The sequence below is a fragment of the Pyxidicoccus sp. MSG2 genome (assembly GCF_026626705.1).
Lineage (GTDB): Bacteria > Myxococcota > Myxococcia > Myxococcales > Myxococcaceae > Myxococcus.
The window spans coordinates 259,593-273,183 of the sequence record NZ_JAPNKC010000001.1 but is presented as its reverse complement, the minus strand read 5'-3'; the positions used below and the strand labels follow the sequence as shown (position 1 = coordinate 273,183).

11 protein-coding genes are annotated in these 13,591 nt (G+C 69.5%); 7 read left to right on the top strand and 4 right to left on the bottom strand.

Annotation, left to right across the window (positions count from 1 at the left end; genetic code table 11):
• Positions 1 to 23 precede the first annotated feature (23 nt).
• The 6 genes from OV427_RS01210 (at position 24) to OV427_RS01185 (ending at position 6,996) form a co-directional block, all read left to right on the top strand.
• Positions 24 to 761 (top strand): CpsD/CapB family tyrosine-protein kinase, encoded by a 738-nt coding sequence (locus OV427_RS01210; RefSeq protein WP_267854271.1) that lies wholly within the window; start codon positions 24 to 26, stop codon positions 759 to 761.
• 97 nt (positions 762 to 858) lie between these two features.
• A complete protein-coding gene (gene exoE / locus OV427_RS01205) occupies positions 859 to 2,226 on the top strand; it encodes a polyisoprenyl-phosphate hexose-1-phosphate transferase ExoE (protein WP_267854270.1) in 1,368 nt (455 codons plus the stop codon).
• 114 nt (positions 2,227 to 2,340) lie between these two features.
• A complete protein-coding gene (locus OV427_RS01200) occupies positions 2,341 to 3,420 on the top strand; it encodes a gluconeogenesis factor YvcK family protein (RefSeq protein WP_267854269.1) in 1,080 nt (359 codons plus the stop codon).
• Positions 3,421 to 3,455: 35 nt separating this feature from the next.
• Complete coding sequence (locus OV427_RS01195) at positions 3,456 to 4,574, top strand: GNAT family N-acetyltransferase (protein ID WP_267854268.1); 1,119 nt, start codon at positions 3,456 to 3,458, stop codon at positions 4,572 to 4,574.
• Positions 4,571 to 5,740 carry a DegT/DnrJ/EryC1/StrS family aminotransferase gene (locus tag OV427_RS01190; protein WP_267863338.1) on the top strand — a complete coding sequence of 390 codons (1,170 nt, stop codon included), beginning with the start codon at positions 4,571 to 4,573 and terminating at the stop codon, positions 5,738 to 5,740. The genes OV427_RS01195 and OV427_RS01190 overlap by 4 nt, the downstream gene beginning before the upstream one ends.
• A 53-nt stretch (positions 5,741 to 5,793) precedes the next feature.
• Positions 5,794 to 6,996, top strand: a complete 1,203-nt coding sequence (locus OV427_RS01185) for a GNAT family N-acetyltransferase (protein ID WP_267854267.1) — start codon at positions 5,794 to 5,796, stop codon at positions 6,994 to 6,996.
• A gap of 44 nt (positions 6,997 to 7,040) precedes the next feature.
• Here the strand turns inward: OV427_RS01185 and OV427_RS01180 are convergent, their stop codons facing one another.
• On the bottom strand, positions 7,041 to 8,804 hold the full coding sequence (locus tag OV427_RS01180; RefSeq protein ID WP_267854266.1) for a family 43 glycosylhydrolase: 1,764 nt from the start codon (positions 8,802 to 8,804) through the stop codon (positions 7,041 to 7,043).
• 123 nt (positions 8,805 to 8,927) lie between these two features.
• Between OV427_RS01180 and OV427_RS01175 the strand changes: the two genes are divergently transcribed.
• Positions 8,928 to 10,304: a hypothetical protein gene (locus tag OV427_RS01175; RefSeq protein ID WP_267854265.1), complete on the top strand. Its 1,377-nt coding sequence runs from the start codon at positions 8,928 to 8,930 to the stop codon at positions 10,302 to 10,304.
• 121 nt (positions 10,305 to 10,425) lie between these two features.
• Here the strand turns inward: OV427_RS01175 and OV427_RS01170 are convergent, their stop codons facing one another.
• The 3 genes from OV427_RS01170 to OV427_RS01160 all read right to left on the bottom strand — a co-directional run bounded on the left by OV427_RS01170 (position 10,426) and on the right by OV427_RS01160 (position 13,533).
• Entirely contained in the window at positions 10,426 to 11,397 is a 972-nt protein-coding gene (locus tag OV427_RS01170; RefSeq protein ID WP_267854264.1) for a tetratricopeptide repeat protein, read from the bottom strand.
• A 3-nt stretch (positions 11,398 to 11,400) separates the two neighbouring features.
• Positions 11,401 to 11,904, bottom strand: coding sequence for a cytochrome c-type biogenesis protein (locus tag OV427_RS01165; RefSeq protein WP_267854263.1), 504 nt, complete (start codon positions 11,902 to 11,904; stop codon positions 11,401 to 11,403).
• 150 nt (positions 11,905 to 12,054) lie between these two features.
• The gene (locus tag OV427_RS01160; RefSeq protein ID WP_267854262.1) at positions 12,055 to 13,533 is read right to left on the bottom strand and encodes a hypothetical protein; all 1,479 of its coding nucleotides are present in this window, start codon (positions 13,531 to 13,533) and stop codon (positions 12,055 to 12,057) included.
• Positions 13,534 to 13,591: the final 58 nt, after the last annotated feature.

The following is a 13,591-nucleotide window of genomic DNA, read 5'->3' as shown; positions in this document are numbered from 1 at the left end:
AAGAAAGGACGGAGGACCGAGAGATGGATCAGACGATGGAGCGGGCGGGCAACTTCCTCCCCCGAGTGGATGACAACGCGACGGGTGGGAATGTGGTGGACCGTCGCGTGGTAACGCTGACGGCACCGGCTTCGGCGGCCGCGGAGCAGTACCGCAGTCTTTATTACAGACTGGAGCGGATGCGGGATTTGCGGCCGATGAAGGTGGTGGCGCTCACCTCGGCCATGCCCGGCGAGGGCAAGACGGTGACGAGCGTGAATCTGGCGCTCGCCGCGGCCCGGGCGAACCCGGAGCGCCGCATCCTGCTGGTGGATTCGGACCTGCGCCGGGGCGGCGTGGCGGCCATGCTGGGCATGCGCAACAAGACGGGCCTCGCCGAGCTGCTGGCGGGGGACTGTGAAGTGCGGGACGTGGTGCGGCGCTTCAACTCCACGCGCCTGGCCATCATCCCCGCCGGCGCCACGCCGGAGGAGCCCACGCAGGTGCTGGCCAGCGCAAGGATGAAGCAGTTCCTCAAGGCCGTGCGCGAGGGCTTCGACGAGGTGTACGTGGACCTGCCGCCGACGCTGCCCTTCGCCGACGCGGCAATCCTGGGTCACCAGGTGGACGGGGTGCTGATGGTCATCCGCGCCAACGTCACGCCGGGCAAGTCGGTGCACCAGGCGGTGGAGAGCCTGGGCGGCGCGCCCATCCTCGGGTGCGTGCTGAACGGCGCGGAGACGCAGGCGACTCCGTACCTGAAAAACTACGAGAAGAAGTAGCACCGGGCGGCCTTCGCTTCTCGCCCCCTGGCAACGGGGGGCGGGAGGCTGGAGGCGGATGCGAGGTTGTGGTCGGGCGGGTTGGTTGGAGGGGCACGTGCTCCGCGTTTTTCACCACTATTTCTCTGCAAAGAAACTGACTTTCTTCCTCGCCGAGAGCTCGGCGATCGCGTTGGCCTGTGTCATGGGCGCGGCAGCCTGCGCGGCACTCTTCGCACCCGCGGGGACTCGTCCCCCACTTTCCGAGATGTGGCCCACGTTGCTGGGACTGGGCGCCTCGTTCGTCGTCACCTTCCAGTTCACGCTGTACCTGTTGGACCTGTATGACTTGCGCGTAGCGGCCGAGGACCGGGTGCGGGGCTACCGGTTCCTGAAGGCCGCGGGTGTCACCGCCATGGTGGCGGGGGTGGTGATGCTGGTGGTGCCGCTGGTGCTGCCGGTGATGCTGCCTCCCGGCACGTTGTTGGGCGGGGCGATGGGTGCCCTGGCCGGCACCCTGATGGTGCGGGTGTCCATCCGCGCGCTGGTGGGCGCACCGGACACCGTCCTCCTCGTGGGAGACGGCCTCAAGGCCCGCGCGGTGGCGAGCGCCATCGAAGCGGGCGGCGAGGGCAGCTACCGCGTGGTGGGCCTGGTGGACCCGCGCGGCACGGCCGAGCCGCTGGAGCAGATGGCGTCGCGGCTCAACGCGTCCTACGTCGTGCAGGCGGCGGACGACATGCGCGGGGCCAACTGGGTGGAGTCCCTGCTGAGCTGCCGGCTGCAGGGCCGCCGGGTGTACGAGGCGGCCGGGTTCTGCGAGCGGGTGCTGCGCCGCATTCCGGTGCAGTTCCTCCGGGCGAGCGACTTCGCCTTCGCGGACGAATTGACGGTGTCTCCGCTGCGCCGCTCGCTCAAGCGCGGCTTCGACATCCTGGTGGCCTCGCTGCTGCTGCTGGCCGCCTCGCCCTTCCTGCTGATTGTCGCGGTGGCCATCAAGCTGGACTCGAAGGGACCCATCTTCTACCAGCAGGAGCGCACGGGCCTGGCGGGCAGCACCTTCCACCTCTGGAAGTTCCGCAGCATGCGCACCGACGCGGAGAAGGACGGCGCGGTGTGGGCCCGGGCCAACGACGACCGCGTCACGCGGGTGGGGCGCTTCATCCGCCGCACGCGCATCGACGAGATTCCCCAGGTCTTCAACGTGTTGATGGGGGAGATGAGCTTCGTGGGGCCCCGGCCGGAGCGGCCGGTGTTCGTGGAGCAACTGAAGCAGGAGATTCCGTTCTACGGGCTGCGCGAGGCGGTGAAGCCGGGCCTGACGGGGTGGGCGCAGATTCGCTACCCCTATGGCGCCTCGGTGGAGGACGCGCGCAACAAGCTCGAGTTCGACCTGTACTACGTGAAGAACGGTTCGCTGTTCCTGGATGTGGGAATCATCTTCCACACCGTGAGGCATGTGCTTCTCGGTCGTGGGGCTCGGTAGAGCGTTGCTGGCAGTACCGCTGCGTTGGCCTCGTTCTTGGATGAGGAGGCCAGCGCGGCGGGCCCGCCGGGTGTTGGGTGGCGGGTCTTGGGCGTCGTGGATGGGGGTCGGGCAATGATGGGGATGGACTTGGATTCGTCGCTCCCGGATGGCTGGGAGGACACGCGTCGCCGGCTGGAGCAGGAGCGCGAGCGCAACGAGCTTTTGCAGCCCCAGGTGGAGCGGCCCACGCGCATCGTCGCCATTGGCGGCGGGACGGGGCTGCCCATGGTGCTCCGCGGCCTGGCCCGGCGCGCGCTGCCCAGGCCCGGAGACCCGGGCGTGGACATCACCGCGGTGGTGGCCATGAGCGACGACGGGGGCAGCTCGGGCCGGCTTCGCCGCCTGCACGGGGCGCTGCCTCCGGGCGACATCCGCAACTGCCTGGTGGCGCTCGCGGGTGGGAAGAATGCGCTGAAGGACGTCTTCCAGTTCCGCTTCGGCGGGGCGCGCGGCCTGGCCGGGCACGCGGTGGGCAACCTGCTCATCGCCGCGCTGGCGGAGCTGAAGGGGGACTTCCTGGAGGCGGTGCGCATGTCCGGCGAGCTGCTGGGCTCGCGGGGGCAGGTGCTGCCCTCCACGCTGTCCTCGGTGCAGCTGGTGGCGCAGATGCATGACGACACGGAGGTGGTGGGCGAGCGCAACATCTGCCGAGCCCACGGCCGCGTGCGTCGGGTGTCGCTCAGCCCGCGCTCGCCTCCGCCGGTGGAGGGGCTGCTGGAGGCCATCTACACCGCGGACCTCGTCGCCATTGGCCCGGGCTCGCTCTACTCGAGCGTGCTGCCCAACCTCCTGGTGGACGGCGTGTCCCAGGCGCTGAAGGAGACGCGCGCGCTGAAGGTCATGGTGTCCAACCTCATGACACAGCCGGGGGAGACGGATGGCATGACGTGCCTGGACCACGTGCAGGCCGTCATCGACCACGTGGGCCCGGTGCTGGACGCGGTGCTGGTGAATGGCACCTCGCCCTCGGACGAGTCCATGAAGCGTTATGCGCGGCGTGGCTCCTTTGTCGTCCCGGTGGACCGCCGCGACTTGATTGCCGCCGGCGTGGTGCCGGTCCAGGCCGACCTCCTCAAGGAGGGGTCCAGGATCCGACACGACAGCCGCAAGGTTGCCTCCTGCCTCCTGAAGATGGCCCGCAGCGGCTTGTAGCCGCGCGGCGTCGTCACCACCTTTGGCGCCCGATAATGGAAGCTAGACAACTCAACGCCCGGCCGTCCGTCGTGGAAGTCAACGACCGGGCGGCCTTCATGACCCTGGAAGCCGAGTGGAACGCGCTCGTGGAGGCCACCTCCAACGAGCTGTTCTACCGGCACGAGTTCCTGCGCATCTGGCTGGACAACTTCGCGCCCGGTGCGCGCCCGCGCGTCCTCACGTTGCGCGACGGTGACGGCCGGCTGACGGCGGCGCTGCCCCTGTGGGAGGAGCGCACCACCCTGTACGGGGTGCCGGCGCGGCAGCTCTCCGCGATGGCGAATGTCCACTCCTGTCGCTTCGACCTGCTGGCCAAAGAGCCGGACGTCGCCGCGCAGGCCTTCCTCGCGCACCTGCGTGAGGTGGGCGGGTGGGATGTGCTGCGGTTGACGGACGTGCCGGACGGCGGCGCGGCCTGGCGGCTGCATGCGCGGGCGCGCGAGGCGGGAATGCCGGTGGGGGAGTGGGAGTCGCTCCAGTCGCCCTACATTCCCCTGCCGTCGAGCCGGGACGCGTACCTGGGCAAGCTCCAGTCCAAGTTCAAGGCCAACTGCCGGCGGCGGCGCCGCAAGCTGGAGGAGCGGGGCCGCGTCACCTTCGAGCGGGTGGACGGCGGCCTGGGCCTGGAGGGCACGCTGGAGGAGGGCTTCCTCCTCGAGCAGAGCGGCTGGAAGGGCGAGCGCGGCACGGCCATGGCGCAGGACGCACGCACGCGCGGCTTCTACACGGAGCTGGCGCGGGACGCGGCGTACCGCAAGCGCCTGGCGCTGTACTTCCTGCGCGTGGACGGCAAGCCGGTGGCCTTCCACTACGGGCTGGAATACGGCGGGCGCTACTTCCTCCTGAAGCCCGGCTACGACGAAAGCCTGCGCGAGTGCAGCCCGGGACAGCTCCTCATGGAAGAGGTGGTGGGGGACTGCATCGACCGGGGCCTGGGCGAGTTCGACTTCCTGGGGCCGGACATGGTGTGGAAGCGCGACTGGACGGACAAGACGCGCAGGCACACCTGGCTCTACGTGTTCAATGACTCCGCCTTCGGCCGGGCGCTGTGCGCGGCCAAGTTCCGGTGGGGACCCGCGATGAAAGAGGTGGTGGCGAGATGGAAGCGATGAAGCCCACGGGGAAGCTGTTCGTTCCGTCCCTGCCGACGCTCTGGCCGCACATGTTGATGTCGCGGCCGAAGCCGGGGGCGCTGCCCCCGTTCTCCTCGCCCAACGTCCGCTACTTCTACTTCGCCCGCAACGCCATCTGGCTCATGGTGAAGATGCTGGGCCTGGACGCGGGTGAAGTCCTGATGCCCGCCTACCACCACGGCGTGGAGGTGGAGGCGCTGGTGGACGCGGGCGCCACGCCGCGCTTCTACCGCGTGGGCAGCCGCTGGGACGTGGACCTGGAGGACGTGGCCCGCCGCATCGGCCCGAAGACGAAGGCCCTGTACCTCACGCACTACGCCGGCTTCCCCGGCCCGGTGCAGGAGATGCGCAAGCTGGCGGACGAGCACGGCCTCATCCTCATCGAGGACTGCGCGCTGTCGCTCCTGTCGTCGGACGGCGCGGTGCCGCTGGGCACCACGGGCGACGTGGGCATCTTCTGCCTCTACAAGACGCTGCCGGTTCCCAATGGTGGGGCGCTGGTCGTCAACGGTCCGCGCCAGTACAGCCTGCCGGAGCCTCCGGCGCCGCCGTCCGCGTCCACCTTCAGCCACACGGTGTCCGCGCTCCTGCAGAACCTGGAGCTGCGGGGTGGTGCCTTCGGGCGCTCGCTGCGCAGCATGGTGCGCACGCTGGGCCACGGCACGGTGAAGGCGGCCAGCATCGAGCGCGTCGCCACGGGCACACAGCACTTCGACCGCAAGCACGTGGACCTGGGCATGAGCCCGCTGACGAAGCGGATTGCCCAGGCGCAGGATCTGGAGTCCATCGTCGAGCAGCGCCGGCGCAACTACTTCTTCCTGCTGGGGCGGCTGCGGGACGTGTCTCCGCCGCTGTTCAACCAGCTGCCGCCGGGGGCGAGCCCGTTGTTCTACCCGATGGTGGTGCAGGACAAGGCGGAGGTGCTGGCGCGGCTGCGGGCACAGGGCATCGACGCCATCGACTTCTGGAAGCGCTTCCACCCGGCGTGTGACGCGTCGGCATTCCCCGAGGTGGCGCAGTTGCGGCGGTCGATTGTGGAGATTCCGTGCCACCAGGACTTGTCGCCGGAGGTGATGGCGGACGTGGCGGCGGCGGTGCGCGAGGCGCTGAAGTCGGAGCGTCGGACGAAGAAGCGCGCGGGCTGAGCAGGACACAGGGAACAGGGGAGGGACGTCCGTCCCTCCGGGAGGGCGGGGCGGTGATTCGCGAGGAAGAGCTGACGCAGGGGCCGCAGGTCGCGCAGTGGCTGGAGGTGGGTGCCGTGGGCAGCACCTCCGCGCTGGCGGGCATGCGGAAGGAGTGGGACGCGCTGCTCGACGCGAGCGACGCGGGCCCCTTCAACGCCTGGGAGTGGCTCTATCCCTGGTGCCGGCGCATCGCGACGAATCGGCGTCCGCTGGTGCTCACGGCCAGGGACCGCACGGGTGCGCTGGTGGGGCTGCTGCCTCTCTCCGTGGAGTACCGGAGCGTGGCGGGCGTGCCGGTGCGGCGCCTGAGCTTCCTGGGCGAGACGCACGTGGGCAGCGACTACCTGGACGTGGTGGCGAAGCGCGGCCACGAGCAGGAAGTGGCGCGGACCTTCGCGCGGATGTTGTACGCGCTGCGCGACGAGTGGGACGTGCTGGACCTCACGGATTTGCGCGAGGGCTCGCCCACGGTGGACGTGCTGCGCGAGGCGTTCCCCGGCGGTGACGTCCGCGTGGCGGAGCGGTACGTGTGCCCGTACGACACGTTGGACCCGAAGGAGCCGTTCGACGCGTTCCTCAAGCGCACGGGCCGGCGCGACAACTTCCTGCGCCGGCGCAAGTGGCTGGAGAAGCAGGAGGGCTACCGGATTGAGCGCACGGAGGCGCCGGGCGAGCTGGCCGCGCCGCTGACGGACTTCTTCCGGCTGCACTCGGCGCGGTGGGCGTCGGACGGGGGCTCGCAGGGCATCAAGGGCAGCGGCGTGGAGTCGTTCCACCGGGATGCCACGCAGTTGCTGGCCGAGCGGGGCCGGCTGCGCATGTACACGATGAAGGTGGGGGGCCGGGCGGTGGCCTCGGTGTACGGCATCCTCCACCGGAACAGCTTCGTGTACTTCCAGTCCGGGTATGACCCGGAGTGGCGCAACCGCAGCGTGGGCCTGGTGCTGGTGGGCGAGACGTTCCGGGACGCGATTGCGTCGGGCTGCACGGAGTATGACTTCCTGCGCGGCACGGAGACGTACAAGTCCGACTGGGTGGCGAAGCAGCGGAACACCGTGTCCGTGCGCGTGCATGCCGGCACGTGGACCGGGCGCTGGTTCACCCAGTCCGAGGAGCTGGCGCGCAACGTGCGCAACGGCGCCAAGGCGATGATGCCGAACACGCTGGTGGAGAAGGTGCGCCGCTTCCGTCGGCGTCAGGCCGCGGTGGAGTGAGCCCGAGGGGCGGCCCCGCCGCGCCGCCCCTCTGCCTTTCCAGCTCAGGGAATGACGACTTGCGAGTGCATGCTGCGGCCGTCATAGGCCGTGGCACCGCAGCGCGCGTGGGCCCAGTCCCCATTCACGGCGGAGCAGACGCGGAATGCCTGGATGTTGGAGTACGGCACGTTGATGCCCGGCGTGTCGCAGCGCCCCTGGTACGTCCACGACAGGCTCTTGTTCACCGCCGTGACGCCGATGCACGGGCCAATCCACGCCCCGGTGTCCCGCCGCTGCACGTCGATGGAGTATTGGGCGGTGGTCTCCTCCTCGCTCCAGCTCAGGTCCACGAAGGGCGTGAATCCACCGGGCAGGTCCAGGGCCACGTCGTCGGAGATGCCGTCATAGGCCGTCTCGACGAAGGGTCCCCAGACGCCGTTGTTCGAGTAGAAGATGCGGAAGGCGGCAATGTCGCCCTTCGTCACCACGCGGTCGCCCGCGCTGCGGCACACGCCGTCAAAGACAGTCTTGTTGGCCTGCCCGAGGACGCCCACGGCGAGGCACGGGCCAACCACCGTGCCGTCGCGCAGCACGACGTCGAGCGAGTAGCTGTAGCCCGTCAGCTTGTTCCACCGCACGTTCACCTGGTTGAGCGAGTGCATCGAGCCGTCCGGCTTGAAGGCCACGCGCTGCTTGTACGTGCTGCGTGAGGTGAGGTTGCCCGCGGCGTCGAAGGCACCGACGTGGAAGACGTTGAAGACCTCACCCCGGCGCTCGACGAGGACGTTGTGGCCGTGGCTCTGCACCAGCCTGCCCGCGGAGTTGCGCAGCGGCTGGGAGAGGCGTCGCACGGCCCGTGCCCGCGTGAGCTGGGGGATGGAGTCCCCCATCACGTAGTACATGGTGTACTGGCTGTTGTACCAACCGCCGCTGAAGAGCAGGTAGTACTGGCCATTGCGCTTGAAGAGCTCGGGGGCTTCGTTGATGCCCTCCTCGTAGGCGGGTGTCGCGAACACTGCCGGGCCCGCGTGGTTGTAGACGGTGCCGGGCGCGGCCGTGTTGTACGAGGAGATGTTGTTGCCCCGGTCGAACCACACGTAGAAGAACCAGCGGCCGGACGTGTCGTTGAACGTGGCCGAGTCGATGCGGATGTTCCGGTTGCAGCCCTGCGGCAGGCACGCCGTGCCCGTGGAGGTGCGCGGGTACGTGGTGTTGGCGTTGATGGGCTGGGGCGCGCTGAAGTTGAAGTTCAAATCCGGGGCCGTGGCGACGAAGGTCGTCACCTCCTGGCCGGCCGGCGGGCACGCCGCGCCGTTGGGCACACGGTGCGCCGAGAAGTAGAGCTGGTAGGCCCCGCTGTACTTGCCGAGGTCCGGCGCCCAGAGGAAGCAGTAGTCGTAGACGGGGTCCGCCGCCGACGGGTTGTAGTCCTTCTTGAAGGTGAAGGTTCGCAGGTCGTTCGACTCGTAGAGGGGCAGCAGCACGCCGTTGCCAGTGCCGGTGAGGAAGAACAGGTCGTCGTTCTCCTTGTAGACGTCCGGGTCGGCCAGGTACGGCATGAGCAGCGTGCGCGCGCCGTAGTCCGCGCCCCGCGTAGCGCAGGCGCCTCCCGTGAAGCCCTCGTCACAAACGCAGACCGCGCTCCCCGCGTTGTCCTTGCAGACGCCGTGGCCACTGCACGTGACGCCGTCGCACACCCCGGCGAGCGCCTGCGGAGTCGAGACCTCATCGGGAGCGGCTTGCGGACCCGGAGCTTGTCCATCTCCGCAGCCGGCGAGGGCCGCACAGAGAGTGGACAGGAGCACGACCATCCGGAGTGGTTTCATGGGGCCTCTTTCTCTGAAGTAGGAAATACAGAATTTCCCGACAAATCAGAGGCAGCACAAGCACGCCGTTGTCGGGGGTGACCCGGTTGCGCTCATTGGCGCATTTGAGGTTCCTTGCGCCGCATGGACGAAAGCCTCCTCCCGGACATCCTCGACCAGGTGGGCCGCCAGCCGCGCGAGTTCGGCACGGTGCAGCTCCACGTGGACCCGGTGGTCCGCTCGCCCGAGGGCACCCGGGCGACCGCGAGCATCTGGCTGCAGGGGGCCTTCACTCCCATGGCTCCGGATGCGGGCCTGCGCGTGCTCGATGCGGAGACGCGTCGGGAGCTGCTGCGTGCACCGTTGCCCTCGCTGGAGCGCGGGCAGGTCCTGCGTTGGACGCTGCCACTGAGCCTCGACGGCGAAGTGCGCGAATTGCTCTTCCAGCCGGTGGCCCCCGTCCCCGAGGGCGCCGTGCGCGTCCGTCCGCCGTGGCGCCTCTTCGACACGCTGGAACTGGTGAAGGAAGCGCGCCCCGTGGGGAATACGGACCTGCTGGTCGCGGGCACGGCGGTCTCCCTCTCCATGGGGCGATTGCCGGTAGGCGCCCTGCTGCGGGCGTCCAGTGCGTCGGTCCAGGAGGAGATTCGCACGAAGCAGCACGCGGCCCGGGCCATGCCCGATGGCTTCGTGGCAGAGGTCACAGCGGGCCCGGCGTCGGAAGTCTCGGCTGAAGGGCCGGCTTCCATCACCGTCTGGGAGCCTGGCCAGCCGTTCGATGCGGCACCCTGGCGTGAGGGCTCTTCATCGCTCCGTGAGGGAGACTCCCGCCGGGTGCGGTGTGCTTGCGGCACGGCGTCACCTCGGGGGACGGAGTTCTGTCCGAGCTGCCTCGCATCACTCGCGGGAGCCACCGTGGCCGTGGAAGCTGTCGCTTCGCTGTCGCCCGACGGAGGCGCGGCGGGCGGACCGGAAGCAGGACGTGTGGTTGCGGCACCGTCCGCCGACACGGGCCCGCGCTGTCCCCGCCATCCCCAGGTGGAGGAGACGCGCACCTGTCCCCGGTGCGGCGGCTTCTACTGTGACGGGTGCCTGCCGGAAGCCCTCGAATCCGAGCGGACGCACTGCCCTGACTGTCTGGAGCGCGACAAGGTGACGGACCCGGTGCGCTTGCGCCGCGCGCTGATGCGCGACATGGCGCTCGTCCAGTGTGGCGTCGCGGTGATGCTGGTCGTCGTTGGCGTGCTGGGCGCAATGAGTGCTCCCTCCGACAGGGAGCTCTATTTCCTCGCGGGCGGCGCATGCTTCGCAGCAGTGTTCCTCGGCTTCGCGGGACTGCTGACACTCACCCGGAGCACCGCTGTAGGCTGGGGCGTCTTCGCGCTCGATGTCCTGCTCGGCGGCGTCTTCTTGTTCCTGGGAGGCATCCTGGATGGCGGCGCCATGCTCATCGCGGCCGTCATCTCCTGCATGCAGCTCGTCCGGGCGCGGGGCCTGGCGCGAGCCCACGAATCGGCCTGAAGCGCCGGACCTCAGGACTTGTCGGCAGGTGGCGAGTCCGCTGACGGCTCACGCCTCAGTACGCGGGAAGTGGCTCGTCGCGCTTCATCCGCTTCCCCATGACCGAGCCCTCCGCGTCACCTCACGGCGTGCCGCCACCCGTGACTTCGGAGCGCAACTGCGCAATCGCGGGCCCGAGCTGCGGAGGCTGCATGTTGCGAGGCACCTCGACGGAGAAGCGCTCGAAGTGCTCCAGCGCCCTCGCCTTGTCGCCGCGCCGCAGCGCGAGGCTGCCCAGGAAGATGAGCGCCTCCTGCGCGTCCGGCCACGTGTCCACCAGCTCCGTCAGCTCCGCCTCCGCACCCGACAGATCTCCCTGCGTCGCACGCAGCACGCCGCGGTGCACGCGCAGCTCGACGTTGAACGGGTCCGCGGCCAGGCCCTTCGCCGTCACCTTCAAGGCCTCCTCGAACTCCTGCCGACGGATCAGCTCGTGGCTCAGCAGCGCCGCGGACTCGACATCTCCCGCGTTGGACTGGAGCCGCGCCCGGGCCTCCTGCATGTCCGGGCCTTCCTCCTGCGCGCCCATGCCGTTGCCCTGCTGCTGCTGTTGCTGTGCCTGCTGGCCACCCGGCATCCGGCCCGTGGCCTCACGGCCGTCCTCGCGCGGCTGCTGCTCGGAGACGAGCAGGTAGCCCAGCCCGCCGAAGAACAGCACGATGCCCGCGCCCCACAGCGCGCCCGCGAGCTGCGGATTGCGCGCCGCCCAGCCCGTGCCCACCGGGGCCGGTGCCCGCGCCTTGGCGCCTTCACCCGACGCCTTGCGCTTGAGGTGCTCGTCCTTCGCGCGCAGCGCACCGGCGGCCTCGCGCTCCAGGCGGGACTTCTCCGTCGCGTACTGCTCGGCGCCCAGGTTGTGCTTGTCGGCCTCCAGTGAGCGGAGCTGGTCGATGAGCGACTGCGCCCGCTGCGACAGGTCGTCCAGCGCTCCGTCGCGCGGCTCGTTCGTGGTGAGCGCGCCGCGGCTGCGCTGGAAGATGAGCCAGGCGGCGGCGGCCACGAAGGCGACCGCCAACACGATGATTCCGGGCAACCAGTTGGTCGTCTGCTGCATGGCTCAGCGCTCCATTTCCCGGCGCACGGCCTGGAGGTACGGGTCTTCTTCTTCCGCCGGCGCGGTTCCCGCCGGTGTCGCCGGGGTGGCGGTCTGCTTCGCGGGCTGCGTTTCGGGAGGGCCACGCTGGAGCTGTCTCCAGATGACGAAGCCGCCCACCGCGAGGAGCGCCACCGGGCCCAACCACACGAGCCAGTTGAAGCCCTGGGCCGTGGGCTCCAGCAGCACCCACTCGCCGTAGCGGGCGACGAAGTAGTCCACGACCTCCTCGTCACTCTTTCCCTCGGCCACGAGCGAACGCACGGTGTCGAGCTGGGCTCGCGCCATGGAGGCCGGGCTGTCCGCGATGGACACGCCCTGGCACACGGCGCAGCGCAGCTGCTTCCCGAGCTGCTGGACGCGAGCCTCCAGTTTCGGTTCGAGAGGTTGGCTTCCGCCCTGCTGGGGCGCGTACTGGCCGGTGAGGAGGCTGAAGGCGAGGGTCAGCGACAGGAGGGCAGCGGTCATCGGACTCCCAGGAACCGTCCCTACGTAGCGCTACCGGGCCCATCTTGGACAGCGAAACCTGCGCGCCGGGCGCCCGTCCCTCCGGTCGCTTCCCGGGGGCCCACGGGTCCGCCAGTCAGACTGTCCGGCGGAGCCCGGCCTCCCGCTTCTTCAGCGCAGCTCCTCGAAGGTGGGGCCCAGGACGGGGTCGACGCAGAGCAGGTATACGGCCCGGCTCTGGAACAGCTCCAGCGGTACGGCGACCGGGCTCCGGGGCTTCAAGAGACCGCCGTACGTGTCGGATTGCCTGTGTAGGACGCGACCGTCCTCCAGGAGGATGGCCCACGACAGCTCCCCACCGCGATGGGCGTCGATTCGGTAGCGGGCGACCGCGGCGACCGGTGGCGAGGGCAGCGGTTCGAGTGGCGTCACCCTGGGGGACGCCTCCAGCCGCCCATCCGCGCGGTAGCGCGCCTCCACGAGCAGGGCCCGCAAGGGGTTCTTCGGCGAAGCTGCCACCAGCGCGGCATGGAGCCGTCCCGCCGGGTCTATCCACAGCCCGGGCCCGGACTGCGGCATGGCGCGAACGCCGCGGACCAGGGTGCTGGCCACGCGAGTCAAACGCCCGGTGCTGGTGGTGCGAACGTGGTGCAGGTCCACCCCTCCTTGGGACTCCTCGACCAGGAACACGCTGATGCCATTGCCGACCGATGCGGGCTGGAGCGTGGCGCGCGTGGCGATGGGAGCTCCGGGCAGGATGACGCGGCCCACCTCGCGTCCCGGGGTGACTTCCGTGGCGTCAAAGGAGGTCTGGAAGCGGATGAGCCGCAGGGTCTTCCCGCCGGCGCCCAGCACGGGGACGAAGAGCTCTCCATTGGCGGTATCCAGTGGCGGGCGGACGATGCGTTCGGGGGCTTCACCCAGGTCGAAGCGGAACGGCTTGTGCGTGGTCGCCGGACCCGCGAGCGCCAGCAGCGAGGTGCCCCGGCGCCACAGGGCCCAGTTCACGGACCCGCCGCCTTGTATGTCATTGGACCAGGGTTTCAGCACCTCCGTGGTGCCGGGCTCGACAGGCCCCAGGACCGTCGCCGGCCGCATGGTGATGCCAGCATTGAGGTCTTCCGCATTGTTGTCGTCGTAGTAGCTGCCCAGCAGCAGCGACTGTCCGTCGGCCTCCTGGAGCCACAGCGCCATGGTGCCGGTGCCAAAGGGCGCGTTCACGGTGAAGCCCAGGGATGCGGGGCTGGCGGAGGAGGACACGAGTTCGAACTCGACTGGAGTGGCCGTCGCGGTGACGTTCTCCTGATTCAACCGGGCACTCAGGCGGTAGCGCCCGGGTCGCGTGGTGGGAAAGAGCGCATCGAGTTGCACGACGAACTCAATGGCCTGTCCGGAGCCCAGCCGCACTCGCGGAGCCACATCCTCCGCGAGGATGAAGGCCGGATTTCGCAGGACATACGAGCGATAGGTGACGCTCCGTCCGTCGGGGTACTCCGGCCCGGTCAACGTGTAGGTCAGTGATTGGTCGGCGTTCCGGTATGGGTCCCTCAGCTCCAGGGGCTCATGGCCCTCGTTGCGGAGGATGATGCGCGCCGTGCGTTCTTCCGCCGCGGTGAAGCGCTCCTTGGGGAGCCGGAACTGGATGCTCAAGGAAGGACCTCCGGTAGGGGACGAAGGGCGGGGCACCGACGGGCTGGGAGGAGGGCCC